At 68.2% G+C, this 21836-nt stretch carries 20 protein-coding genes; 13 read left to right on the top strand and 7 right to left on the bottom strand.

Going from position 1 to position 21836, the window contains the following annotated elements; translation table 11 throughout:
- The first annotated feature begins 256 nt into the window (after window positions 1–256).
- The 3 genes from DB31_RS08400 to DB31_RS08415 all read left to right on the top strand — a co-directional run bounded on the left by DB31_RS08400 (window position 257) and on the right by DB31_RS08415 (window position 2848).
- Entirely contained in the window at window positions 257–1444 is a 1188-nt protein-coding gene (locus DB31_RS08400; protein ID WP_338034286.1) for a hypothetical protein, read from the top strand.
- Window positions 1445–1456: 12 nt separating this feature from the next.
- Window positions 1457–1819: an FmdB family zinc ribbon protein gene (locus tag DB31_RS46390; RefSeq protein ID WP_044185001.1), complete on the top strand. Its 363-nt coding sequence runs from the start codon at window positions 1457–1459 to the stop codon at window positions 1817–1819.
- A 279-nt stretch (window positions 1820–2098) separates the two neighbouring features.
- Window positions 2099–2848: a hypothetical protein gene (locus DB31_RS08415; RefSeq protein ID WP_083968139.1), complete on the top strand. Its 750-nt coding sequence runs from the start codon at window positions 2099–2101 to the stop codon at window positions 2846–2848.
- A gap of 12 nt (window positions 2849–2860) precedes the next feature.
- Here DB31_RS08415 and DB31_RS08420 read toward each other — a convergent pair whose 3' ends face one another.
- Both DB31_RS08420 and DB31_RS08425 read right to left on the bottom strand, forming a co-directional pair.
- Entirely contained in the window at window positions 2861–3601 is a 741-nt protein-coding gene (locus tag DB31_RS08420) for a PHP-associated domain-containing protein (RefSeq protein ID WP_044185009.1), read from the bottom strand.
- A gap of 63 nt (window positions 3602–3664) precedes the next feature.
- Entirely contained in the window at window positions 3665–3940 is a 276-nt protein-coding gene (locus tag DB31_RS08425) for a hypothetical protein (RefSeq protein ID WP_044185012.1), read from the bottom strand.
- A 189-nt stretch (window positions 3941–4129) separates the two neighbouring features.
- Between DB31_RS08425 and DB31_RS08430 the strand changes: the two genes are divergently transcribed.
- Window positions 4130–4324: a hypothetical protein gene (locus DB31_RS08430; RefSeq protein ID WP_044185015.1), complete on the top strand. Its 195-nt coding sequence runs from the start codon at window positions 4130–4132 to the stop codon at window positions 4322–4324.
- Between the two features lie 78 nt (window positions 4325–4402).
- Here the strand turns inward: DB31_RS08430 and DB31_RS08435 are convergent, their stop codons facing one another.
- On the bottom strand, window positions 4403–5743 hold the full coding sequence (locus DB31_RS08435; RefSeq protein WP_052419810.1) for a hypothetical protein: 1341 nt from the start codon (window positions 5741–5743) through the stop codon (window positions 4403–4405).
- 262 nt (window positions 5744–6005) lie between these two features.
- Here DB31_RS08435 and DB31_RS44620 point away from each other — a divergent pair, with 262 nt between their 5' ends.
- Genes DB31_RS44620 through DB31_RS08460 form a run of 5 tightly spaced genes read left to right on the top strand, consistent with a single transcriptional unit; the run spans window position 6006 to window position 11840 of the window.
- Window positions 6006–8030, top strand: a complete 2025-nt coding sequence (locus tag DB31_RS44620; RefSeq protein WP_157231879.1) for a serine/threonine-protein kinase — start codon at window positions 6006–6008, stop codon at window positions 8028–8030.
- Between the two features lie 49 nt (window positions 8031–8079).
- Window positions 8080–9342 carry a hypothetical protein gene (locus DB31_RS08445; RefSeq protein WP_044185017.1) on the top strand — a complete coding sequence of 421 codons (1263 nt, stop codon included), beginning with the start codon at window positions 8080–8082 and terminating at the stop codon, window positions 9340–9342.
- Window positions 9339–10643 (top strand): porin family protein, encoded by a 1305-nt coding sequence (locus DB31_RS08450; protein ID WP_044185020.1) that lies wholly within the window; start codon window positions 9339–9341, stop codon window positions 10641–10643. The genes DB31_RS08445 and DB31_RS08450 overlap by 4 nt, the downstream gene beginning before the upstream one ends.
- Window positions 10644–10673: 30 nt before the next feature.
- Window positions 10674–11480 carry a cupredoxin domain-containing protein gene (locus DB31_RS44625; protein ID WP_052419812.1) on the top strand — a complete coding sequence of 269 codons (807 nt, stop codon included), beginning with the start codon at window positions 10674–10676 and terminating at the stop codon, window positions 11478–11480.
- A gap of 9 nt (window positions 11481–11489) precedes the next feature.
- Window positions 11490–11840 (top strand): hypothetical protein, encoded by a 351-nt coding sequence (locus tag DB31_RS08460; RefSeq protein WP_044185023.1) that lies wholly within the window; start codon window positions 11490–11492, stop codon window positions 11838–11840.
- A 17-nt stretch (window positions 11841–11857) separates the two neighbouring features.
- Here DB31_RS08460 and DB31_RS08465 read toward each other — a convergent pair whose 3' ends face one another.
- Together DB31_RS08465 and DB31_RS08470 are read right to left on the bottom strand one after the other, a co-directional pair.
- The gene (locus DB31_RS08465) at window positions 11858–12817 is read right to left on the bottom strand and encodes a hypothetical protein (RefSeq protein ID WP_240486591.1); all 960 of its coding nucleotides are present in this window, start codon (window positions 12815–12817) and stop codon (window positions 11858–11860) included.
- Window positions 12818–12837: 20 nt separating this feature from the next.
- On the bottom strand, window positions 12838–13362 hold the full coding sequence (locus tag DB31_RS08470) for a hypothetical protein (RefSeq protein WP_044185026.1): 525 nt from the start codon (window positions 13360–13362) through the stop codon (window positions 12838–12840).
- Window positions 13363–13543: 181 nt separating this feature from the next.
- Between DB31_RS08470 and DB31_RS08475 the strand changes: the two genes are divergently transcribed.
- Together DB31_RS08475 and DB31_RS51200 are read left to right on the top strand one after the other, a co-directional pair.
- Window positions 13544–13897 (top strand): hypothetical protein, encoded by a 354-nt coding sequence (locus tag DB31_RS08475; RefSeq protein ID WP_044185029.1) that lies wholly within the window; start codon window positions 13544–13546, stop codon window positions 13895–13897.
- A 16-nt stretch (window positions 13898–13913) separates the two neighbouring features.
- Window positions 13914–15785, top strand: a complete 1872-nt coding sequence (locus DB31_RS51200; RefSeq protein ID WP_044185033.1) for a peptidoglycan-binding protein — start codon at window positions 13914–13916, stop codon at window positions 15783–15785.
- A gap of 3 nt (window positions 15786–15788) precedes the next feature.
- On the opposite strand, the gene DB31_RS08485 is transcribed toward DB31_RS51200, so the two are convergent.
- Window positions 15789–17627 carry a VWA domain-containing protein gene (locus DB31_RS08485; protein ID WP_044185036.1) on the bottom strand — a complete coding sequence of 613 codons (1839 nt, stop codon included), beginning with the start codon at window positions 17625–17627 and terminating at the stop codon, window positions 15789–15791.
- A gap of 180 nt (window positions 17628–17807) precedes the next feature.
- On the opposite strand from DB31_RS08485, the gene DB31_RS08490 reads away from it, so the two are divergent.
- The gene (locus DB31_RS08490; protein WP_044185039.1) at window positions 17808–18965 is read left to right on the top strand and encodes a pyridoxal phosphate-dependent aminotransferase; all 1158 of its coding nucleotides are present in this window, start codon (window positions 17808–17810) and stop codon (window positions 18963–18965) included.
- 69 nt (window positions 18966–19034) lie between these two features.
- On the opposite strand, the gene DB31_RS08495 is transcribed toward DB31_RS08490, so the two are convergent.
- On the bottom strand, window positions 19035–19625 hold the full coding sequence (locus DB31_RS08495; RefSeq protein ID WP_240486592.1) for a sigma-70 family RNA polymerase sigma factor: 591 nt from the start codon (window positions 19623–19625) through the stop codon (window positions 19035–19037).
- A 209-nt stretch (window positions 19626–19834) separates the two neighbouring features.
- Here DB31_RS08495 and DB31_RS08500 point away from each other — a divergent pair, with 209 nt between their 5' ends.
- On the top strand, window positions 19835–21832 hold the full coding sequence (locus DB31_RS08500) for an alpha-1,4-glucan--maltose-1-phosphate maltosyltransferase (RefSeq protein ID WP_044185046.1): 1998 nt from the start codon (window positions 19835–19837) through the stop codon (window positions 21830–21832).
- The last annotated feature ends 4 nt before the right edge of the window (window positions 21833–21836 follow it).

Below are 21836 nucleotides of genomic sequence, written 5' to 3' on the forward strand. Positions count from 1 at the left end.
TTGGATGACGGGTTCTAAGCGCCATCGCGCCACCTCGCCCCACCCTGCGGACGGTACGCCGCCTGCCTGGGGTCCCTCCAGCCCCTGTTCGATCCTTGGACTTGCGCCGCCAAAGGGCTGTTTACATTGGAGTCTGTCAGGCTCATTGACACCCGTCCGCACCGAAAGATAGAGGCAACCCGTCTCGTAAACGAGCATTTTTCCGCAAGTTTCTTCCATGAATAGCCAGTGGCAGAGAAGACGGCAGCCTGATGATGTGCCGACCCCCGTGGCGGTGGCCGTCTCCGATTATTGTCGGCGCGCCAAGGCCGCCGCCTCCCCGACTGAAGTCCGCGAAGCGCTCGCCCTCCTCTCCGAGGAAGATGACTTCCGTGTTCGTACCTTGACCGACACCGAGCCGGAAGTATCACCGCTCGGGCCTTTTGGCGTCGTCGACATTCTGAGGGGGACGCCTCCCCCCCTGGCCGCCCAGCGCCAGGCGTGCGGCTACTACGAGGTGGCGCAGGAACTGGCCCGGGTGCGCGAGGAGAAGACCCCCGCCCCTGCCCCCGTTGCGCCGCAGGTTCCCAGTTTCGCTCCGCCTCCGCCGCGTCCGGCTCCGGCCGAGAGCGCCGCCGCCGAGCCCGCTGGCAAGGGCAAGGCCGCCCGTCAGCCCGCCGAGTCCGTGCAGGATCGCATCGCGCCTCGCAAGCGCACCGGGCCTGCGCTCGAGGCCGAGGAGCCGACTGAGACGGACTCTTCGCGCTTCCTCAAGCGGGATCTGCCCAAGCCGCGGGGCCGCTACACGCAGGTGGCTGCTCCCAAGGGCAGCTACCAGACGCTGGTGCGCACCGAGGGCAAGGACATCCTGGAGCCCGCCCTCTCGCAGAACGAGCACCGCTTCGCGCTGCTGAAGTCGCTGGCCGAGCACTACAACGGGGCCAAGGGCGAATTGTCCCTGGTGGATCTGGAGAGCGTGCTGCGCAGCCACGAGCTGATGGATCGGCTGACCGCGAAGGAGCGCCAGGCGCTGTTGTCCGCGTACACGGATCAGAAGGGGGCGGCGGGCCGCGTGGCCTGGGCCCTGGGCCTGAGCCCCTCGGAGCTGCAGCGGCTCACCGCGACGCTCGGCATGCAGGCCGAGGTCGAGGAGCTGCGCGAGCGCTTCCGCCGCGACGTCCTCGGCGCGCGCCACCTCACGCAGCGGCTGGACACGCTCGGCCGCGACAAGTACCTGGCTGATCTCGGCATCAAGAAACGCTTCACGGATGCGCTCCGGCGGGAACTGGAGGGGCTCGTGCAGGAAGAGCTCTCGGGAGCGAACGATCTGCCGGGGCTCGCGCTCGCCGTTGCCCGCAAGCACGGCGCGCCGCAAGAGCTCGTCCTCCGTGCCCTGGATCGCCTGGGGATGGCGGGCAAGCTGCGCGAGCAGCTCGCGGCTCACTCTCATCACTCTTCGCCCTGACGAGGTTCCATCATGCCCATCTACGAGTATTCCTGTCAGAGCTGTGGAAAGACGATCGACGTGCTCCAGAAGGTGAGCGATCCGACTCCCGAGACGTGCTCCGCCTGCGGTGCCACCGGCTCGCTGTCGAAGATCGTCAGCCGCTCCAGCTTCGTCCTCAAGGGCGGCGGCTGGTACTCGGATCTCTACAGCTCCACCAAGAAGGACGGCGCCAGCAGCAGCTCGGACTCGAGTTCGTCCTCCAGCTCCAGCTCCAACTCGACGCCCTCCAGCAGCACGCCGTCCGCGAGCAGCAGCACCTCCAGTACCTCCAGCACCTCCAGTTCCTCCTCCTCTGCGGCTCCGGCTGCGGCGTCGAGCGGCAGCAAGAGCTAGGCGGGCCGGAAACTGGCGGAGGGTAAAGGGCCGACGCACACTCCGCGTCGTGCCCTTTCCACCGACCAAGCGCCCTCCCCGCCGCTGTGCTCTCTGTGGCCATCCGGAGCTGACGGACGCCCGTGGCCTGGGCCGCTTCCTGCTGGTGGCGGATCCCGATGGCCGTGGTCCCGTGTGCCCTCCTCAGCGGGGGTGCCAGGCGCTCGTTCGCACCACCGAACCGCTGACGCAGGCCAGCCGCTGAGCTAAGCAAGGCCTCTCACGTCTTGGGAGGCTTTGGTGAAGAGGCTGCTCGTCGTCCTGCTCGCCCTGCTCGCGCCGGGCTGCAAATCCCACACGCAGATCGCGCCGGAGGATCGCGCCGCGCTGGAGCACACGCTCTCCGGCCCGGAGGCGGATCGTTTCCTGCGCCAGTCCATGTACATCACCCCCTTCTTCGGGGATGCCTCCAAGCGGCTGCTCACGCCGTATCCGCCGCAGGAGGTGCTCCTGCTCAATGACACGAAGGGGCAGACGCTCAACCCCGGCCCCATCGAGGCCACGCTGCCCGCGGGCTCGAAGGCGCGCATCCGGAAGATCGAGTTCCCCACCGCGTGGGCGGTGACCGAGCGCATCCTCTACTCGCCGCGCACCCTGCCCTGGGTCTACGTGGACGTGGAGGGCGCGCCGAAGGGGCCGCCACTGGTGTTCGTGCTGCCTGGCAACCTCAAGACGCGCGAGGAGGTGCTCGCGGAGGTGGGGCGCACGCTGGCCACGCAGGATCCCGCCGCGCAGCTGACCGCCTTCCCCGAGCCCGTACGGGAGGCCATCCGCCAGAAGAAGTCCGTGCAGGACATGCCGGCCGAGGCGCTGGAGATGTCCTGGGGCCCGCCGGAGAAGGTCCGGCGCACGCTCGAGGGCACGCAGCGACACGAGGAGTGGATCTACCCCGGAGGCCTGCGCCACGCCTTCCTGACGGATGGTCGGCTGGTCAAGGTGGAGGAGACGTCCGCGCCCCCGCCCAACCTCACTCCGGGCTCGAAGCCTTGAGCCCCCCGGCGATCAGCGGCGACGGCGACGGTTTCCCCCGCCGCCCCCGCCGCCCCCGCCGCGCTTGCCTCCGCTCTTGCCGGCCTGGGCCTCGCCCGGCCGCGTGAGCCGGGGCAGCTCGCCTGCCATCACCGGCCAGTACTCGCCCTTGAGCAGCTCCGCCACGAGCTGCTCCTGCGTAGCGATGGGGCGCTTGAAGAGCGTGGCGCCGCGGCCCACCTCGTCCAGCGAGCCGCGCGCATCGCTGCCGCCCGTGCAGGGAAGCTTCAGGGACTCGGCGGCCTCCACGGCCAGATCATTGGCCGTCTGCTTCACCTTGGCGTTGTACCCCTCCACGCCGCTCAGCAGGTTCAGCGAGCGGATGAAGTCCATGGGAGGGTTCGGAAACTCCCGATCATACGGCCGCGCCGCGATGATGGCCGCGCCCATGGACTTCACCTTGGGCAGGCACTCGGCGGCGCTCCAGGGCTTCTCGCGGTTGCTGCCCCACAGCTGCACGGGCTCGGGCGCCAGCTCCGGCTTCGGGAAGAAGCACAGGTACTGGCCCTTGTCGGTGATCAGCTCCAGCCCGACGAACACCTTGAGCTTGGACTTGGCGCCCACGTCGAACAGCTCATCACAGCCGTCCTGCGTGTTCGTCTCGGTGAAGGCCACCCCGTCCAGTCCGAACAGCGCCGCCCGCTCGAGCACGGCGCGGGGATCCAGATCGCAGCCCTTGGAGAGATGTGTGTGCGCGTGCAGGTCGATCAGCATGGGCGCCGCTCCCTAACAGGCTCGCCGGAGCCTGTCGAGTCTCGACGCCCGTACTGGAGCCGGTTACGCGTAGGCGTAGCTCTGGAAGAGGCCCTTCTGGGTGGAGTTGTTCTTCTCCTCGTAAGTGCGGATGAGGTAGCCCATCAGCATCAGCGAAGAGGTGTTCTCCAGCACCCGGGAGGGGTCCTTCGAGATGAGGTTGGCGCTGTAGTTGAGGAAGAACTGGGCCAGATCTTCGCCCGCTTCCTTGACGATCAGCGCGTTGAGCGCGGCCGGATCCATGGTCCGGATCGCATTGATGAAATCGACCGCCAGGTCCTTCTTGGTCTTCACGTCCACGTACCCATCCCCCGTCGCCCGCCCTCCCCGGGACCCGTTTCCCGGGCTCGCTCCTGATGCGACTCCGAAAATCTAGGCACTTTCTCCTACCTGCAAACCCCCAGCACAAGGCGAGCAGGCTTTTTGACACCCTGTAACGGCATGTGCGATAACTGGATCACGCGACGTCGCATCAATCAGGAGGGGACGATGTTCACGGGCGTGAAGGTTTTTTCGGCGACCAAGGCCAAAGAGCGCGAGGAGCTGGGTGAGAACGTCACCCGCTGGATCAAGAGCAACTCGGATCTGGAGATCGTCGACCGGGTGGTCTGCCAGTCCAGCGACAACGAGTTCCACTGCTACACGTTGGTGCTCTTCTACAAGCACGCGAAGGCGCAGCCATAGGGCTGCGTCCCTGGCTGTAGAGCCACCCAGCGTACGAGCGCCATCCGTCCGAGGCCGCCCTTCTTCGCGGTCTCCGGATCAGTCGTCCTTGCTGTCCTTGGCGGTTCCGTGATCCCGGCCCTTCCCGTTCCGTACCTGGGCCAGGTCGCGGATGTTCAGCAGCGTCTGGAAGTCCGCCACGCGGGGCCCGCTGGAGCTCAGCTCCTGGGCGAGGAAGGCGGAGAGCTGCGAGGCGCTGCCCACCTCTCGTAAGCGCACGTGGAGGAAGTTCGTTCCCGTCTCGGACTTGTGGCACCCGCTGCACGTGGCCTGGGCGAAGGCCTTGCGCACCTGCTCGGAGACGCCTGGGACGCTCCAGGCCAGGTCTTCCGGTACAGGCGCGGCGGCGGCCAAGAAGTCCCGGCCCTGCCATGTCCGGGGGACTTCATGCTGGCCGGCGAGGATGTCCCTCGCGTTGGAGCTCACCCAGGTGCCGAGCGTGGTGGTGCCGTTGAGCTCGGCGTTCACCTCCTGCTTCACGGTGGTGGTCCTCAAGAATCCCGACTGGGAGAGGACGAACTCGCGCATCTCCCAGAGCCCCGGGGTCACGGGAGACAAGGGCACTTCATTGGTGCGGATCTGCAGCAACGCGCTGCCGTTCACCCGGCGGGGCGCCGCGTTCCACTTGGTGAACTCGCGCGTCACCTTGACGAGCTTCGAGTTGTAGCGCTCGCCAAAGGGCTGGCTGCCCAGCTGGTGCCAGCGCTGCGCCCACGTGAGGGTGGTGACCTTCTCGGAGACGGGGAGCTCGTACTCGAAGATGATGGTGAAGGGCAGCTTCTGCCCTTGAGCGCCCAGCGCGCCGAAGATGAAGCGCCCCTGCCCCCCCAGCCCCGCGGACGTATTCGAGGCCACCTGGCGCAGGTCTGGCCGGTTCACGATGGCCAGCAGCCGGAAGGGAGCGCGAGCCATGTCCAGCACGCAGGAATCGTCGGGCCCCCTGCAGCCGCTGGCCGTGCGCCAGGGGTCGATGATCACGGAGCGGATCAGCGGCCGGGCCGGGATGACTTGCCCATTCACCGTCTCGCTCTGCTCCCACGACTTCAGCCAGCGCAGGATGAACTGAGAGCGTCCGTAGGGCGTCCGCAGCCAATCCGGCAGCATGTCGTCGATGAGCTGCCCGAAGGACCACGCTCCCTCGGACTCGGTGTTCTTCCGGGAGGGCCATGCGGTGTACCGCGTGTCATCCACCACTTTGACATCCGTGATGAAGAGCTCACGCGCTGGATCAATGGGGGTGTTCTGCTTCTCGGACTGGCGCAGGGTGCCTAGCTCCTCTGGCTCCTCTGGCTCAGGAGGCGCACACGCGGCGAGCGCCGCCAGGGCGCCAATGCACAGCCAGGGTCCCAGCACCTCGGTGCCCTTGCGGACGATGCGCATGTCTACCTCCAGACTGCTTGATGAGCGGGGCTCGCGCACTCGGCGAGCGCGAAGGCCTTCGCAATCGGCAGGAGAGGTATCCACGGCGGACCCAGAAGCAATCGGCCACGACCTGCCCTGCGGCCGTATCAGGGCCCCTCCGACTTTCAACCACTGATCATCCGGGGCAGGGGCGCGTTGGATGGTGGAAGGACTGCCCGAAAGGGCGAGGCATGTAGGACTTGCCGTGCCTGCCAGCATGCACAGCGTTCGGACCGAAACCATGCGCCCTGTGCACCGACGCATTCTCGGGGTCCTCGTTACCGCCTGCACACTCGTGGGGGCGGGCTTCGCCACGCTCAAACTGGAGGAACGTGGACAGAAGGTGGCCCAGACGCGCTCAGCGCAGATGGTGGGCGTGGCGCTCACCGGGGCCCGCGAGTCGCTCACCCGCCGGCTGCGGGGCGTGGAGGCCCGGGCCGCGGCGGGTGCTTCCTTGAATCCCGTGCGCGCGCTGGTCGCCGAGCACGTGGACTCCGCCACCCTCCAGGATGCCTTTGGCACGGAGAGCTGGTGGAAGGCGTTCCGGGACGAGTTCTCCCTCCACGTGCTCCTCAAAGGACGCGAGCGCTTCGACTTCACTCCGGATGGGGTCTCCCGGCCGATGGAGCTCTCGCCGCTGCTGGCTGCGGCGGAGGGCCGCTCGCTGGCTTCGAGCCTGCTCCTGGTGGGAGACGTGCCGTACCTGGCCGCAGCGGCGGAGGTGGAGGTGCCTCCCTCGGCGGTGGCTGGGCGGGCCCTGCTGGTGCTCGCACGGCCCTTGAGCAGTGTGGAGCTGGGGGCTCTGGCACAGGAGGTCCATGCGGCGCTCGTTCTCGCCGATGCCCGGGGCGTGTCCCTGGCGCAGGCGTGGGGCGCGAGCTCGCAGCAATTGCCTTCCCCCGACTTGCAGGAGGCCCCCCTCACGGGAGCGAAGGGTGAGTGGTCCGTGGCTCGGGCCGAGGTGGGGCCGGGCCTGTTTCTCTGGGCCCGGGTGGACAGCCGGGCCGAGGCCGCTCAGGCGCGCGGCGCGGCGCGGGCGCTGATGTTGCCCGTGGGGTTCACGGCCCTGCTGATCTCGGGCATCGCGCTCTGGCTCGGGCTGCGCTCTCAGCGGGACACGGCCACGGCGGAGCTGCTGGCCGAGGCGACGGAGCGGCTCGCCGCGGCGGAGGCCCAGATTCAGCGCCTGTCTCGCTCGCTGCCGGCCATCCGGGATCAGGACATTCCGAGCGCCACCCTTCCCTCTCCCCTGCCGCGCATCGAGCCGTCGCTCGCGGCGCCAGTGCCCTTTGGCCGCTACGAGCTGCTGCGCCCGCTGGGCGAGGGCGGCATGGCGCGGGTGTACCTGGCGCTCGCCCGGAGCGATGGCGGCTTCGAGCGCCTGTTTGTCATCAAGCGGCTGCATGAGCCGCTCACGCGCAAGCCGGACTCGGTGACGCAGTTCATGGACGAGGCCCGGCTGGGCGCCAGCCTCATCCACTCGAATGTGGTCCCCGTCTATGACTTCGGCCAGGTGGACGGCGAGTATTACATGGCCTCGGAGTACATCCTGGGCCGGGATCTCGACACGGTGTTGCGCCGCTCCTTCGAGCTCGAGGGTGGCCCCCTGGAGCCCGCCACCGTCTTCTTCGTGGCGCAGGAGGTCCTCAAGGCGCTCGGGTACGCGCACACGAAGCAGGATGCGCAGGGCCAGCCGCTGGGGATCGTCCACCGCGACGTGTCGCCGATGAACGTCCTGGCCTCAGCTCGCGGAGAGGTGAAGCTGCTGGACTTTGGCATCGCCAAGAGCGCGCACCGCTCCACGCAGACACGGGCGGGGTTGGTGAAGGGCAACGTGAACTTCATGGCCCCGGAGCAGGCGCGAGGACACGAGGTGGATGCGCGCGCGGATCTCTTCTCACTGGGCCTGACGCTCTTCTGGTGCCTCACCGGAGAGCATCTCTACGACGCGCAGAGCGACTTCGAGCGGATCCTGCAGGCTGCCGAGGGCCCCAGCGAGCCGCACTGGGAGCGCATCTCCCGGCTGCCCACGCCCTCGGTGGCGATCCTCGAGCGGGCCCTGCAGCCCCACCCAACGGATCGCTTCCAGTCGGCCGAGGAGTTCGCCCGGGCCCTGCCTGCGATCCAGCCCGAGGACACCCTGAGCTTGGAGCGCGCCATGCTGCGCCTCTTTGGCGAGGAGCTGCGCGCCGAGGCCGCCTACCGCTCCGCTCTGGCTGCCGTCTCGGAGTCGCCCACCTCGCTTGGCCACGCCTTCACGGGCTGACGCCGGGCGCTTCCCCGCTCACCTCCGTCGCTCCCCACGCGAGGCCCCCATGCCGTCCGCCCCCATCGTGCTGCTGCGCCTGGCGATCATCGTCGGCATGCCCTGGCTGGCCATGGCCTGTGGCTCCTCGGGGCAGGGCTCCGCGCCGGCGCCTCATGTCTGGACGCTTGGCCAGATTCGGGAGGCGGCGCTCTTCCAGGGCTCCATCGCCGGGTACTCCGCCAGCGAGTGGGTTACGCCCCGGAGCCAGCCGATCCCCCAGTGGTCGCCGCCGTTCTCTCCAACGCCGTTGCTCCAGTCGGCGGAGCAGGACGGGCTGAACGTGCTGCCCGCCTTCAGCGAGGGCCGTCCCGCGGCGTTCGCCGTGGCGGAGGTCTGGGAGCGCGTCCCGGAGGTGTGGGTTCAGCCCTGGTACGTGCTCGTCACCGCGTACGAGCCCTCCAACCCCATGCAGTACCGGTTGAAGGACTCGTTGCCGGTGGTGGACATCGAGGAGACGAGTCTCTTCTACAGCCCCTTCTGGGAGCTCCTCTACGTGGTCGTCCCCGAGGACACGCCGCTGGATCGCTACACGAGCGCCACGGCGATCCTGTCCGCCGGGCTGCCCATGCACCGAGGTGGTGGGCTGCTCGCGCCGCTGGCACCCGCGGACGTCATGCCTGCGCTCTCCGAGGGCCTCACGGGGCCGATTCGCCCGCTCACGGGAGACGCGGTGGGCAGCGCGAGGCAGGGAGAGACGTGGCTGCACGGGCGGCAGGTGCCGTACCTGAACTTCGGCCCGAGCACCTTCACCTGGAGCACCGAGGCCAGCCGCGCGGGCATCATCGACGAGTCCGTGCTGTACGTCTTTGCTCGCGCGGGCTCCGAGGGGCAACCCACGCCGCTGGGGCTGCCGGCGGTGATCGGCACGGGGCCTCGGGGGGCGGGCCGAGGGGCACGGGTGTCCGCGACCGGCGTACCGCAGTTCGGAGCGCTCAGCCGCCCTCACCTTGCACTGCTGCCCTCCTCCGCGGGCCCCTTTGTCCCAAGCACGATGGAGCTCCTCAAGGACACGTTGCGCACTCAGGGCGGCGTCACCGTGGTGGACGTTCACCCAGACATTGAGGCCCGAGCGGATGCGAAGGACTACGTGCTCCGGGTCGCGCTCGAGCCGGACTGCTTCCAGGATCCCGAGAAGTTCCCGGCGGCGTGCCGCTGGCTGGACTCGCAGGCGGCGGTGGAGGCGAACCTCGCGCCATCGAGCCTCCTGCCCCAGGACATTCTCTTCACCTCCCCTGTCCTCTTCTATGACGGAAAGAAGGTCGGTCGATGAGCGCGCGCAGGGTGTTCGCCCCAGCGCTCGCGCTGCTGCTCTTGGGCGCGGCTCGCACGGCCGCGGAGCCTGAGCCCGAGGTCACCTCCAGCTCCGCTCCCAGCGGGTACACACCAGAGGCCGAGTCCTCTTCACCGTTCCGGGTGTCCGGCTACGTGGACGTGGGTTTCGCCAAGGCCCAGGGGCGTGGCAGCTCCTTTCACCCGGACGACACGCGCGTGCCCGCGGACTACGGAGCGGATGCTTTCGCTCCGGCAGTGAACTCGCGCGGCGAGGTGGCCTCGCTGGATGCCGGGGGACGCTTCGTCAACGGCTTCCTGCCACGCACGGTGGACATCGGGGGGCACGCATCCTTCCTGCTCAACACGGCCAGCCTGGACCTCTTCTATGAGCCCGCGTCGGCGCCAGTGCTCGTCTTCGCTCGGGCGCAGTTCCTGCCGCGCTTCGAGAAAGGCAGCGGCGGCACGCGGCTGTTGCTCCAGCAGGCGTTTGGCCGCGTCACCCCGTTCTCGGGGCATGAGCTCACGATCTCCGTGGGGCGCTTCGACTCCGTCGTTGGCATCGAGTACCTGGAGAACGAGTCCCCGCTCCGCACGGGCATCACGCCGTCCCTGATGGCCCGCTACACCACGGGGCACCAACTCGGGGTGAAGTCCTTCTACCGGCGGCAGTTGCCTTCCCTGTCCTCGGCGGTGTCGCTGAACGTGGCCGTCACCAACGGCAGCAGCCGCGTGGAGAGCCTCCAGACGGCGGACCTGAGCCTGACGGGATTGCCCTTCGTGAGCGCGCGGCTCGGCTACGAGCTTCAGTTGTTGCGGCTGCAGATGAAGCTGGGCCTGAGCGGACAGACGGGCGCACGCAACGATCAGAACGATGCGCATGTGCACCAGACACAGCTCGGAGCCGACGCGCGCCTCACGGCTGGGTGGTTCAGCCTGGCCGCCGAGTACGTGCGCGGACGTGACGAGGCGGGCTCGGCACCTGGGAAGCACACGGGCGTGGGGGACTTCTTCTATGCCTCGGGCTTCGCGGTGGATGGCTTCTACGGGACGCTGGCGCTCGCGGTGCCAGTGCAGGCCGAGGCACTGCGCACCACCACCGTGTACGGCCGCTATGACCGGCGCGCCGCCGAGTTCCAGGGCTTCGGGGGCATCCTGACGTCGCGCTACACCGTGGGCACGCGGCTGGATTTCTGGAGCGTGCTCTCGATCAAGGCCGAGTACCTCTTCAACCGGGAGAACGCGGGCGCGCCCCGGGTGGACAACGACGTGTTCACGGCCTCGGCCATTTACGTCTTCTGAGTGAGCCCCTGACCTGGAGTGACGTTGCTCATGCTCTCGCACCTTCGCGCCGCGCTGGCGCTCCCCATCGCGCTCCTGCTCGCCCTGCCCTCCTGGGCGGAAGAGCCATCCGAGCTGGAGTTGCCCATGCCTCCTCCTCCTTCAGGGTATCGCCTGCTTCCGATGTCTCCCGTGGAGCCCGGCCTCCCAACACCCGCGCTGGATGCCTCGCAGGTGGACGTGCGGAAGTCCCGGGCGATGCCCTCGGGGGTACTCGAAGGCACGGTGCGGGGAGGCCCCTCCGGAGCGGGAGGCGCGGTGGTGTGGCTGACGCGCGCGCAGGGAACCACGCCGAAAGCGAAGCCTGCGGCGCGTCAAGTCGTGGTCCAGCGGGGCAAGCGCTTCCTGCCGCACGTGCTCGTGATCCCCACAGGCACCGAGGTCGCCTTCGTGAACGAGGACAAGATGTTCCACAACGTGTTCTCGCTCAGCCGGCCCAGCGCGTTCGATCTGGGCCTCTATGGAGAAGGTGTGGCGCGCAGCCAGGTGTTCTCCGAGCCCGGCCCGGTGCGGCTGCTGTGCAACATCCACGCGTCCATGTCCGCCTTCATTTACGTGGTGGACTCGCCCTGGTACGCGCAGGCGGACGCGGCGGGCCGGTTCGAGCTGCGCTGGCTTCCCCCAGGCGAGTACGTGCTGCACACCTGGCACGAGACCTCCGCGAAGCCGAGCACCCAGCGCGTGACCGTGGGCGAAGGCCGCGTCGTCGTGGCGGCCACCGTGACGGGCGACGCCGAGCGCTCCGTGTTCGTTCCAGACAAGGCGGGGCGCCCCAGGCAACCGCAGATCGGCTATTGAGGCGTTCTCATGAGCGAAGACGCGGCATGGCAGCCCTACGAGGGCGGGAGCACCCTGGGCATGCAGGGCTCCCAAGGCGGGACGATCACCTGGGACGAGGCGTACGCCGAGCAGCTGCGGCTCACGCTGGAGCAGGACGAGAGCCGCTCCTTCCACGCGATCACCTGTGGCGTCTCCGGGTGGATGGTCCACACCCGCTTCTTCGGCAGCGCCACCGAGGCCATTGCCGCCTTCGAAGAGATGCGGCCAGCGCTGGTGGAGCTGCTCTCGAAGTTACCCCCGAGCGAGCCCAAGCCCCCACGCGAAGCGCTGCGTGAGGGGGGCGCCCTGCTCTCGGGGTTCATCGCGCGCTTCCCCTGACGGGGGGCTCGCGCGGCTCAGTACACGACGAGCGGATGCGGGATGTAGTAGCTGACGATGCTCAGCACGGGGACGCGCGGCCCCTCATCGTCCTCGTCCAGGGCGCCGGAGGTGGTCCGCATCCCATCGAACCGCGCGAGGATGACGAAGTCCCGGCCCGGCGACAGGAACGGATCGGCCTTCGGCAGCCGCCCGAGCGCCTCGCGGCCCGTGTCGCTGGAGATGTTGTCGTAGCGGAGCACCGTCTTGCTGTCCCGGGTCGTCTTGTCCTTGGACAGCGAGCCGTTGACGTTGCCACCCACCAGCGTCGTCTCTCCGGTCAGGTTGCCGGCGGTCGTCGACCGGGCGTCCCGCCGGGAAGCGATGCCCACCTGCTGCTCGGTGCCGACAGAGCCGAGCCCCTGCTCGACGAGCCACACCGTGGGCTTCTCCTCCGCGATGCGAACATCCCCCACCTGGGCCCGGACGAGGATGAAGCGCCCCTTGTACGTGTCCGGCTGAGCCATGGCCGCGGCCAGGGAGAAGATGGGCAGCCGCTGCTCGTTCAGCAGGCGGAGATCGCCCTCCACGCTGCCGCCCCGCTGGGCCACCACCTTGGCGATCAGCGCCGCGGCACCCGGACGGGAGCGCAGCTCCTGGCTCCACGTGCCGCTCATCAGCGCCTGGAGCGAGGTGAACGGCGTGCCATCCACACAGGCCTTGAGCGCCGTCCACGCGTCATCGCGCGAGAGGGGCAGGTAGCGCCGGGCTTGGCGCTCGCACTCGTTGGGGTTCGGGTACTGCGCGGCGAACCTCTGCGCGTTGAGGGGATCCGGAGGGAGCTCGGAGGTGCGCGGGGCCACTTCGGACGGCTGCTCGCGGACATCCTCCACCTGGGTCCGGGAGGACGCGCACCCCGACAGGGCGAGTGCGCAGAGCAGAGTCCAGGCCTGACGGGAGGCCGGCTTCTTCGAAGGCATGAAGGTATCTCGGTACATGGAAACCTCTTTCCCGTGGACTACAGGGAGGCCGAGCCACGGCTCGGCGGAGACTTGGGAGCGGGAACCGCGGTCTTGCCCACGGAGGCCGCCATCTGGGTCTCCTGCAGCACCCCTGAGATGGCGCGGTAGCAGGCCCGCGCGGCCGGAGCAAAGCGCCCCTTCGCGTCAACGATGGGCGAGGTGCCCTCCAGGCCGCACCGCTCCGCGGCGGCGGCGTACTTCTTCTCGCACGTGGTGGCGAGGTTGCGATCCGGCTTGCCCTCGGTCGACGAGGACTTCGAGGACTCGGCGCACAGCGTCCGGGCCATGTCCTGGATCGTGCGGATGTTGCTGGCAGCCTGATCCTTGTTGGGCTCGGCGGGCGTCAGCTCGGCTTCGAAGACGCACTCCTTGCCGGACCGCAGCGTGTCCGCGGTGCAGGACCAGGCGGTGGGAGACTCGTCGGCCACCGGAGGGGCCTCGAGGGACTGAGCAGAAGCGGCGCCCGAGCCATCATTCGGCGCCGCGCCCAACAGCAGCGAGAGGAACACAACGGAGATCATGGAGCGACAGCGTAGGCCCGGCCCGGCCCGCGCTCAATCGCCTCGGCCGCAGAGTGTTGCTCCGACGTCTCGCAGGTTTGCTCACACCAGAGCTTTCCAGTGGGCAAGCAGGCAGGCGAGTTGGAGCGTGTCGGAGCCGGGTGCCATACTCGCCGTCTCAGCTCGTTTCCAAGGAGGCACCATGGCGACGTTCAAGGAAGCGCTTCAGGGCCTGGCCAACGCGACGGCGGACCTCAGCTCGCTCCAGGTGTACACCTACTCGGGAGATGTGAACTCGGTGCTGACGGGGGATGGCGGCGGGATCGACTGGGATCAGCTCTTCACCAAGTCCAAGGCGAACAGCGGCACGCTGAAGCTGGTGGCGGCCACCAAGGTCCAGTTCGACGGGGACACGGTGAACTTTCAGACCTCGGAGAAGCTGGATCGGATCGAGGAGATGCTGCGGTTGCACGAGCAGTCGGTGAACAACAGCCGAATGGCCCGGCAGTCGCTGGTCCAGTTCTTCATGGACGGCCTGAAGAACGCGGTGAAGTAAGGGGCTCTGCGCCGTGATGGGGCCCCTCTGGGATGCCGTCCTCGACGAGTTCTCCCAGGAGAGCCGTCGCCGAGGCACACAGCCGCTCCACCTCCACGAGCCCGAGCGTCCGGACGGGGTGTTGCCCGATCCGTACCAACGGCTCCAGGGGTTGTTGGATCGGCTGACGCAGGCCGAGCGCGAGCTCGAGCTGGCCCCGCTCCCCGCGGGTGACACGCGCTGGGGAGACGAGGTGCGCCCGGGCAACCGGGAGCACAACCTGCGGAAGAAGGCGGTGAGGGCCCGGCTCGAGCTGCTGGGCTACGCCCCGGGTCCCGAGGGCGACAGCAGCACCCTGCGTCAGGCCGTGCTCCAGTTCCAGCAAGAGGCGGGGCTGGACGTGGACGGTTGGGTCGGAAAGCAGACGTGGTCGGCGCTGGATGAGTTCATCACCCTGGAGCCGCCGCTGCAGCTCGGGCTCTGGTACCCGGAGGGAGCGGCGCCCCTCCCTGCCCTGGTCCGAGCCACGGGCCTCCGCTTGAAGATGTTGGGCTTCGAGGCCACGGCCTCCACCGATAAGAGGGCGCTGGTGGAGCCGCTGGCGGCGTTCCGGAAGGCGGCGCTGGAACTGGGGCTGGACGCGGGGCCCACTGTTCCGGATCGACAGGTGGTGGGACTCCTGTTCGATGACGAGCTCCTCTTCTCGATCGCGAAGCAGGCCCTGAAGGTGCAGCCCGGTCCTGGGCCGTTGAGCCTGGATGAGCCGGAGGACGGCGCAACGGCTCGGATGCTGCGGCGGATGGTGCGCAACGAGCTGTGGCTGCACGGGTACGAGGTCGGCGATCTGCGCGGTACGACCCAGGTGGTTCCCGGACAGAAGGGCCTGGCCGATGGGCTTCGGGTCTACTGGAGCCAGCGCGGGCTGCCGCCTGGAGAGACGATCGAGCAGCGCTCGAAGCGGGTTGACGCCCTGCTGCTCCAGGCGCTTTTGGAGGATCACCACGCCCCGGTGGCGCCATCGGCGGACGAGCACGAACAGGTGTCGCGCTTCATGGCCACCCACCTGGATGCGTTCCGCCAAGCGTGGGAGCGGACCATTCCCTGCCGTCCTGTGTTCTTCATCTGGGATGGGGTGAAGCGCGGGGGGCAGTGGCTGCGGCAGCAGATCTCGAAGCTCTCCTCCCTGGCCGACGTCGTGGTGAAGGGGCTGGAGTTCACGAAGACCTTCGTGTGGAACATGGTCCGCTACGTGTTCCAGCAAGGGTCGAAGGTGTTCTCCACGGTGCGCAGGGCCATCGCCGCGATGATCTATGGTGTGCAGCCCTTCCTGGATGGAGGCATTCGTGCGGGCCAGGGCCAGGGGCGCGTGGAGTGCCAGATCGCGCTGAACGGCAACCTGGGGGTGTTCATCGGCCGCGAGGCCACTCCCGAGGCGGCGGATGCGCTGTCGACCCGGCTGCGGCAGATGGCGCAATGCCTCAACGCAAGCTCGCTCATCTTCGCGGAGATCCTGCGCGCGGAGCAGAAGCTCGTCCGAGGTCCCTCGGGCTGGATGGCCCTGCTCTCCCATCTGGTCCAGGAGGCGCCACGCTGGAAGATGTACCTGTCCAAGGTGGCGGACTTGCCGGATCTGCCCGCGCCTACGGCCACCGCGGCCATCCTCGCAGACGGCGGCGAGATCGAGGCACAGTCGGTGGTGAACTGGCCCCGGCGGATCGCGATCATGGGCGCCGGATCCCTGATACTCGGCGGCGCCGGTCTGGTGGCCTGGCAGATGGGAGCACTGGCCCGGCCCTCGGAGCCAGCGCACTGGCTCCTGTTCGCGGGCAGTGTCCTGGGCCTGCCGCTGCTGGGGGGACTGGTCACCTGGGGCGTGAAGAAGTGGCTCCAGTCCCGCCTTCAGACGTAGCGGCTACTGCACCAGCCGCTTGATGTCTCCGCAGGCGATGTACGAGCCGCCGCCCGAGGCCTCGATCACCTCGTCCACCACATAGAGGATGCCCTCCTCGCGGATGTCTCGCGGGAAGCGCATGTTGAAGTTGGGATCGTACCCATCGGAGACGACGCGGGCCCGCAGCTTGCTCCCCTCCTTCACGCACTGCACGAGGACGCCCGCGCCCACGCTGTTCGTTGTGGGCAGATCGTTCGCCGAGCCCGTCACCTTGGATGCCTTGCCCGTCTTCCTCGGAGCGGCTGCGCCGCCGGAGGACGCCCGCGCTGCCCGCTCCTGGCCCGGCGTCACCAGCCGCTTGAGGGTGCCCTGTGCCCGGTAGAACCCCCCATCCGCCGACGGCACCAGCTTCTCCACCACGTACGTCACGCCCTCCTCACGGGCGCTGCGGGGGAACTGGATGTTGAAGTTGGGATCGTAGCCCTCGGAGACCGCGCGGACGCGCAGCTTGCCGCCCTCGCGCTCGCACTTCACGATGACGCCGCCCTCGGCGCTGGAGACGGCCCCCAGTTCGTCTGCGGAGCCGCCCGCCGTGCCGCGCAGGGCCAGATCGTTCCGGCTGCGAGTGCCGGCCTGGTACGACTGGTCGCGCATCTCCTTGCGGATCACCGCGTCGTACTTCTTGGACTCCAGCCGCTTCGCGTAGTGCTCGAGCTGATCCACCTCCTCGATCAGCTCGAAGGAGCTCTTGTCGAGGCTCGCCGACAGCTCCGCGATCGTGCTCCGCAACTGCTGCGAAGCCCCCTTCAGATCGCCGCTGTCCGCCAGCGTCACCGCCTTGTCCTTCACCTGGGCGATGCGCAGCCGGTTCGTCTGCGCCAGCACGTTCTTGTCCGCCGAGAGGGCGCTGGCCTCCTCCTCCGAGCCCAGCGTCACCGCCACCGGCAGCTCGCCCGAGAACTCCTTCAGCGCGCCGTCCACTACGGCCTGATACTTGTAGGTCAATGTGGCGAGAGGAATGCTCCCGGTCGCCGTGCCCGGCTCCACCGAGAGCTCCACCGCCAACTGCCGATCCTCCGTGCTGTAGACCTCGCCCAGCCCCACCTCTACCTGCTGGCCGCGTGCCTCGAAGCGGTAGCGGTTCAGCACGCTGGCCACCTTCACGTTGGGCGCCGGCTGGATCGTCACCACCAGGTTCTGCCCGGCCACCGAGGACAGGCCCTCCATCTCGATGCCGAACACGCCCTCGGCGTCATCCGGAGACTGGATGAAGTAGAAGTGGCCCTCGCCTGCTCCGGCCATGCCGATCAGCAGATCCTCATTGAAGTTGCTGCCGAACCCGAGCGTCGTGGTGGTGATCCCCGCGCCCGTTACCTCCTTCACCTTGGAGAGGATCTCGTCCGGCCGGGTGATGCCCACGTTGGCCTGACCGTCCGTCAGCAGGAGCACCCGGTTGATGCGCTCCTGGGACTGCTGGGTCTTCACGTGGTTCACGCCCTGCTGCCAGCCCCCCGTCAGGTTGGTACAGCCCGCGGGCCCGACCTTGGAGAGCGCCTTCTCGATGGCCGCGCGATCCCGCACCTGCTGAGGCGCCAGCACCGTCATCGGCGAGTCGTCGTACGCGACGATGGAGATCCAGTCCTCTGAGCCCATGCGCTCGACCAGGTTCCGCGAGGCCTGGAGCGCATGTTTCAAGGGCGGACCCGCCATGGAACCTGATCGGTCGATGACCAGGCTCAGGTTGAGCGCTCGTCTTGACGGCCCCTGGGAAGCTTCTGCCCGGAAGGACACCAGGAGGTCTACCTTAGAGGGTGTGCCTCCGGGAATGACGCTGCGACTCAGTGTATAGACGGCTTTCATGGGAAACCCCTCCTAAAAATCGCACCGGGAGCGTTGGGGAACCTACCCACGGAGTCACTTCCCTGGTGTATGAAGGCTGATGTAGACAAACTCAAACGGCTAGGAGTTCAAGGCGGATCGCATCACAGATCCACTGCTCCTACCTGGCAAGGCTATAGTCCTCGCCGCACCGGAGGTGAGATGCGTCCGTCTCGAATGATGCGCGTGGTGGGGTTCAACGTCGACCGGGTGGTTTCTGACGCCACCTTGGATCCCGAGGTGCTCCGCCTGGACAACTTCGGCACGGATCTGGCGCCACCGCCGGAAGCCGTGGCCGCGACGCGCGAGTCCGTAGGAACCAATGAGGCCAACAGCTACACGCCCTTCACGGGAGCGTCGAGCCTGCGGCAGGCGGTGGCCCAGCGTCTGAAGAAGCAGTGCAACCTCTCGTACGATCCGGATCGGCAGATCGTGATCACGGCGGGAGGTACACAGGGGTTGATCTCGGCGCTGCTGGCGGTGATTGAGCCGGGCGACGAGGTGCTGCTCACGGATCCGACGTACGCGGGGATGATTCACCGCGTCACGTTCGCGGGCGGCGTGCCGATGTTCGTGCCGATGAAGGTGGTGGATCGGCGCTGGCGGCTGGACCTGGACATGTTGCGCGCGATGGTGACGAGCCGCACGCGGGCGATGGTGCTGTCCAACCCGAACATGCCTGCGGGGCACGTGCTGTCGGAGGCCGAGTGGATGGCCATCCGCGAGCTGTGCGTGACGCGCAACCTGTGGCTGCTGTACGACGCCGCGCTGGAGAACGTGCTGTACGACGGCCACACGCTGCGCCACCCGGCGACGCTGACGGGCATGCCGGAGCGGACGCTGATCGTGGGCTCGGTGTCGAAGGAGTACCGGATGATCGGCTGGCGCATCGGCTGGATCGCCGGCCCGCCGAAGGTGATGGCGGACGTGTTCTACACGCACAGCTACCTGGTGATTGCTCCGCCGGGCATCGCGCAGAAGGGCGCGGAGGTGGCGCTGCGGGCCGAGGACGCGGGTGTCCCCGCGGCATTGGCCGAGTGGAAGGCGCGGCGAGACCTGGTGCTGGAGCAGCTCGATGGGCTGCCGATCGTCATCCCGGATGGTGGCTGGAGCATGCTGCTGGACGCGCACGCGCTGGGCTACAGCGCCACGGACGCGGCCTCGATCCTGATGTCCCAGGCGAAGGTGGCGGCGACGCCGATGACGAACTGGGGTTCATCGGTGGCCGAGCGCTACATCCGCCTCGTGTTCAGCTACGAGCCGCAGGAGCGGCTGAAGATGCTGCGCGATCGCCTGCGCCGCACCTCGCTGCTCCCGTAACTGGGAGCGCGGCCTGAAGTTCTCAGGAGGGTCCTCGGTCCGAGGGCCCTCCTTTTTTAGTGCCCGCTCTCAGTCAGGAGGTTCTCCGAGCAGCGCCGCGAGCTTCTCCAGTGCCAGACGGGCTCGTGTCTTCACCGTGCCCAGCGGATCGCCCGTGCGTTCGGCGATCTCCCGTTGGGATAGGCCCTCGAAGTAGGCCAGCTCCACCACCTTGCGCTGGTCCGGCGGCAGCGCTCGCAGCGCGGCGGCCACCCGGGCCTGATCTTGCCCTCTCACCGCCGCCTCCGAAGGATCCACTGGCGTGGCACTCACCGGAGGGGGCTGGTGCACGGCGTCCTCCGTGATCCGCGCCACGGTCCCCATCGCCCGCTTCCGATCGATCGCCCGCGTCCGTGCGATCGTCGTCACCCACGTCTCCATGCCGCCCCGGCTCGGATCGAACTCCCGCGCCCGGCGCCACACCTCCAGGAACGTCTCCTGGAGCACCTCTTCGGCGTCGGCTCGCGAGTTCAGCACCCTCGACGCCACCGCCCAGGCTCGGCCTGCGCAGCGCTCGTAGACCGCACGCATTGCCTGACCGCTGCCCAAGGCCACCTGCTGCAAGAGGGCCCGGTCGGCCGCTGGATCGCTCGCTTGCGTAGCGGGGGGATCAGAAGGCACCACTGGCTCCCGGATACCGCAACCACGGGTAGGGCCCCACCTTTTAGCACCGATGACCGTGCCCGCTCACAGGCCAGGGACCGTCTCCCGGCTCCGCCAGAACGTTCACTCGCCAACGGCCCAAGGCACGAAGCCGTCCAGCATCAACGTACTCGCGTCAACCTCCCCGGAAGTTCCCACTCGTCCCTCTATAAGGGCCCGCTGTTCTTATGAACTCACGAATCGGAAGTGTGGTCATCGAGAGCGTCCGCCCCGAGCTGGATGGCGGCCGCTTCGCCGTCAAACGCGTCGCCGGCGACACCTTCAAGGTCGAGGCTGATCTCTTCAAGGAAGGCCACGACGTCCTGGTCGCCATCGTCCGCTGGCGCCAGTCCGGCCCCTCGGGCCAGGAGACCCAATGGGCCGAAGTGCCCATGAAGGCGCTCGGCAATGATCTCTGGGTCGCCGACTTCCCCCTCGCCCGCAACGGCCGCTACCAGTACACCGTGGAGGCCTGGCCCGATCTCTTCGCCACCTGGGCCTCCGAGCTCAAGCGCAAGGTGGATGTCGGCCGGGACGTGCGCAGCGAGCTGCTCGAGGGCTCCGGGCTCCTGGAGGGTGCCGCCGAGCGAGCCCGCACCTTCGGCGGCGAGGAAGAGAGCCGGCTCCTGGCCGAGGCTGCCACCAAGCTGAAGCAGCCCCCCTCGCCCGAGCTCATCGTCACCGCGCTGTCACCCGATCTGGCGCGGATCGCCGGCAAGTACGCGGATCGCTCGCTGGCCACCCAGTACGATCGCGTCCTTGAGATCTTCGTCGATCGCGAGCGAGCCCGCACCAGCGCCTGGTACGAGTTCTTCCCGCGCTCGGCCGTGCGCGACGGCAAGACCCACGGCACCTTCAAGGACGCCGAGGCCTGGCTGCCCTACATCCAGTCGCTCGGGTTCGACACCATCTACCTACCGCCCATCCACCCCATCGGGCGCACCGCGCGCAAGGGCAAGAACAACAGCCTCCGCGCCGAGCCTGATGACGTGGGCAGCCCCTGGGCCATCGGCGGCGCCGAGGGCGGCCACAAGGCGATCCACCCGCAGCTCGGCACGCCGGAAGAATTCCGACGCTTCCTCAAGGCCGCGGAGCAGCACGGCATCGAGGTGGCGCTGGATCTCGCCTTCCAGTGCTCCCCGGATCACCCCTACGTCAAGGAGCACCCCGAGTGGTTCCTCCGGCGCCCGGACGGCACCATCAAGACGGCCGAGAACCCGCCCAAGCGCTACGAGGACATCGTCAACTTCGACTGGATGGGCCCGGGCCGTGACACGCTCTGGCCGGAGCTCGAGTCCGTGGTGCTGCACTGGGTGCAGCAGGGCGTGAAGATCTTCCGCGTGGACAACCCGCACACCAAGCCCCTCCAGTTCTGGGCCTGGCTCATCCGCCACGTGCAGGACAAGCACCCGGAGGTGGTGTTCCTCTCCGAGGCCTTCACCCGTCCCAAGGTGATGAAGGCGCTGGCGAAGATCGGCTTCACCCAGTCGTACACGTACTTCACGTGGCGCAACTTCAAGCAGGAGATCGAGGAGTACCTCACCGAGATCACCCACCCCCCCGTGTCCGACTACTTCCGGGGCAACCTCTGGCCCAACACGCCGGACATTCTCCCGGAGCTGCTCCAGCGCAGCGGCCCGGCCGGCTTCCGCCTCCGCGTGGCACTGGCCGCCACCCTCTCCTCCTCGTACGGCATCTACTGCGGCTACGAGCTGTGCGAGGGCCGCGCCCTGCCCGGCAAGGAGGAGTACCTGGACTCGGAGAAGTACCAACTGGTGGCGTGGGATCTGGAGCGGCCCGGCCACATCCGCGACTGGATCCGCAAGCTCAACGCGGCGCGCAAGCAGCACCCCGCGCTCCAGCTCTACGGCAACCTGCGCTTCTTCCGCTCGGACAACGATCGCGTCCTCTTCTACGGCAAGCGCACGCCGGACGGCTCCAGCCAGGTGCTCGTCGCCGTGAGCCTGGATCCGCACTCCCCCCAGGAGGCCCTGCTCCACGTGCCGCTGAAAGAGCTGGGCATCCCACCCGACGAGACGTACCAGGTGCACGAGTTGATGACAGATGAGCGCAGGCTCTGGCAGGGTCCACATGCCCAGATCCGCCTCACGCCCGATCAGCCCGCCGCCATCTGGGCCGTGTACCGCTTCCGTCGCACCGAGCAGGCGTTCGACTACTACGAGTGACACC

This window comes from Hyalangium minutum (genome assembly GCF_000737315.1).
GTDB classification, from domain to species: Bacteria; Myxococcota; Myxococcia; order Myxococcales; family Myxococcaceae; genus Hyalangium; species Hyalangium minutum.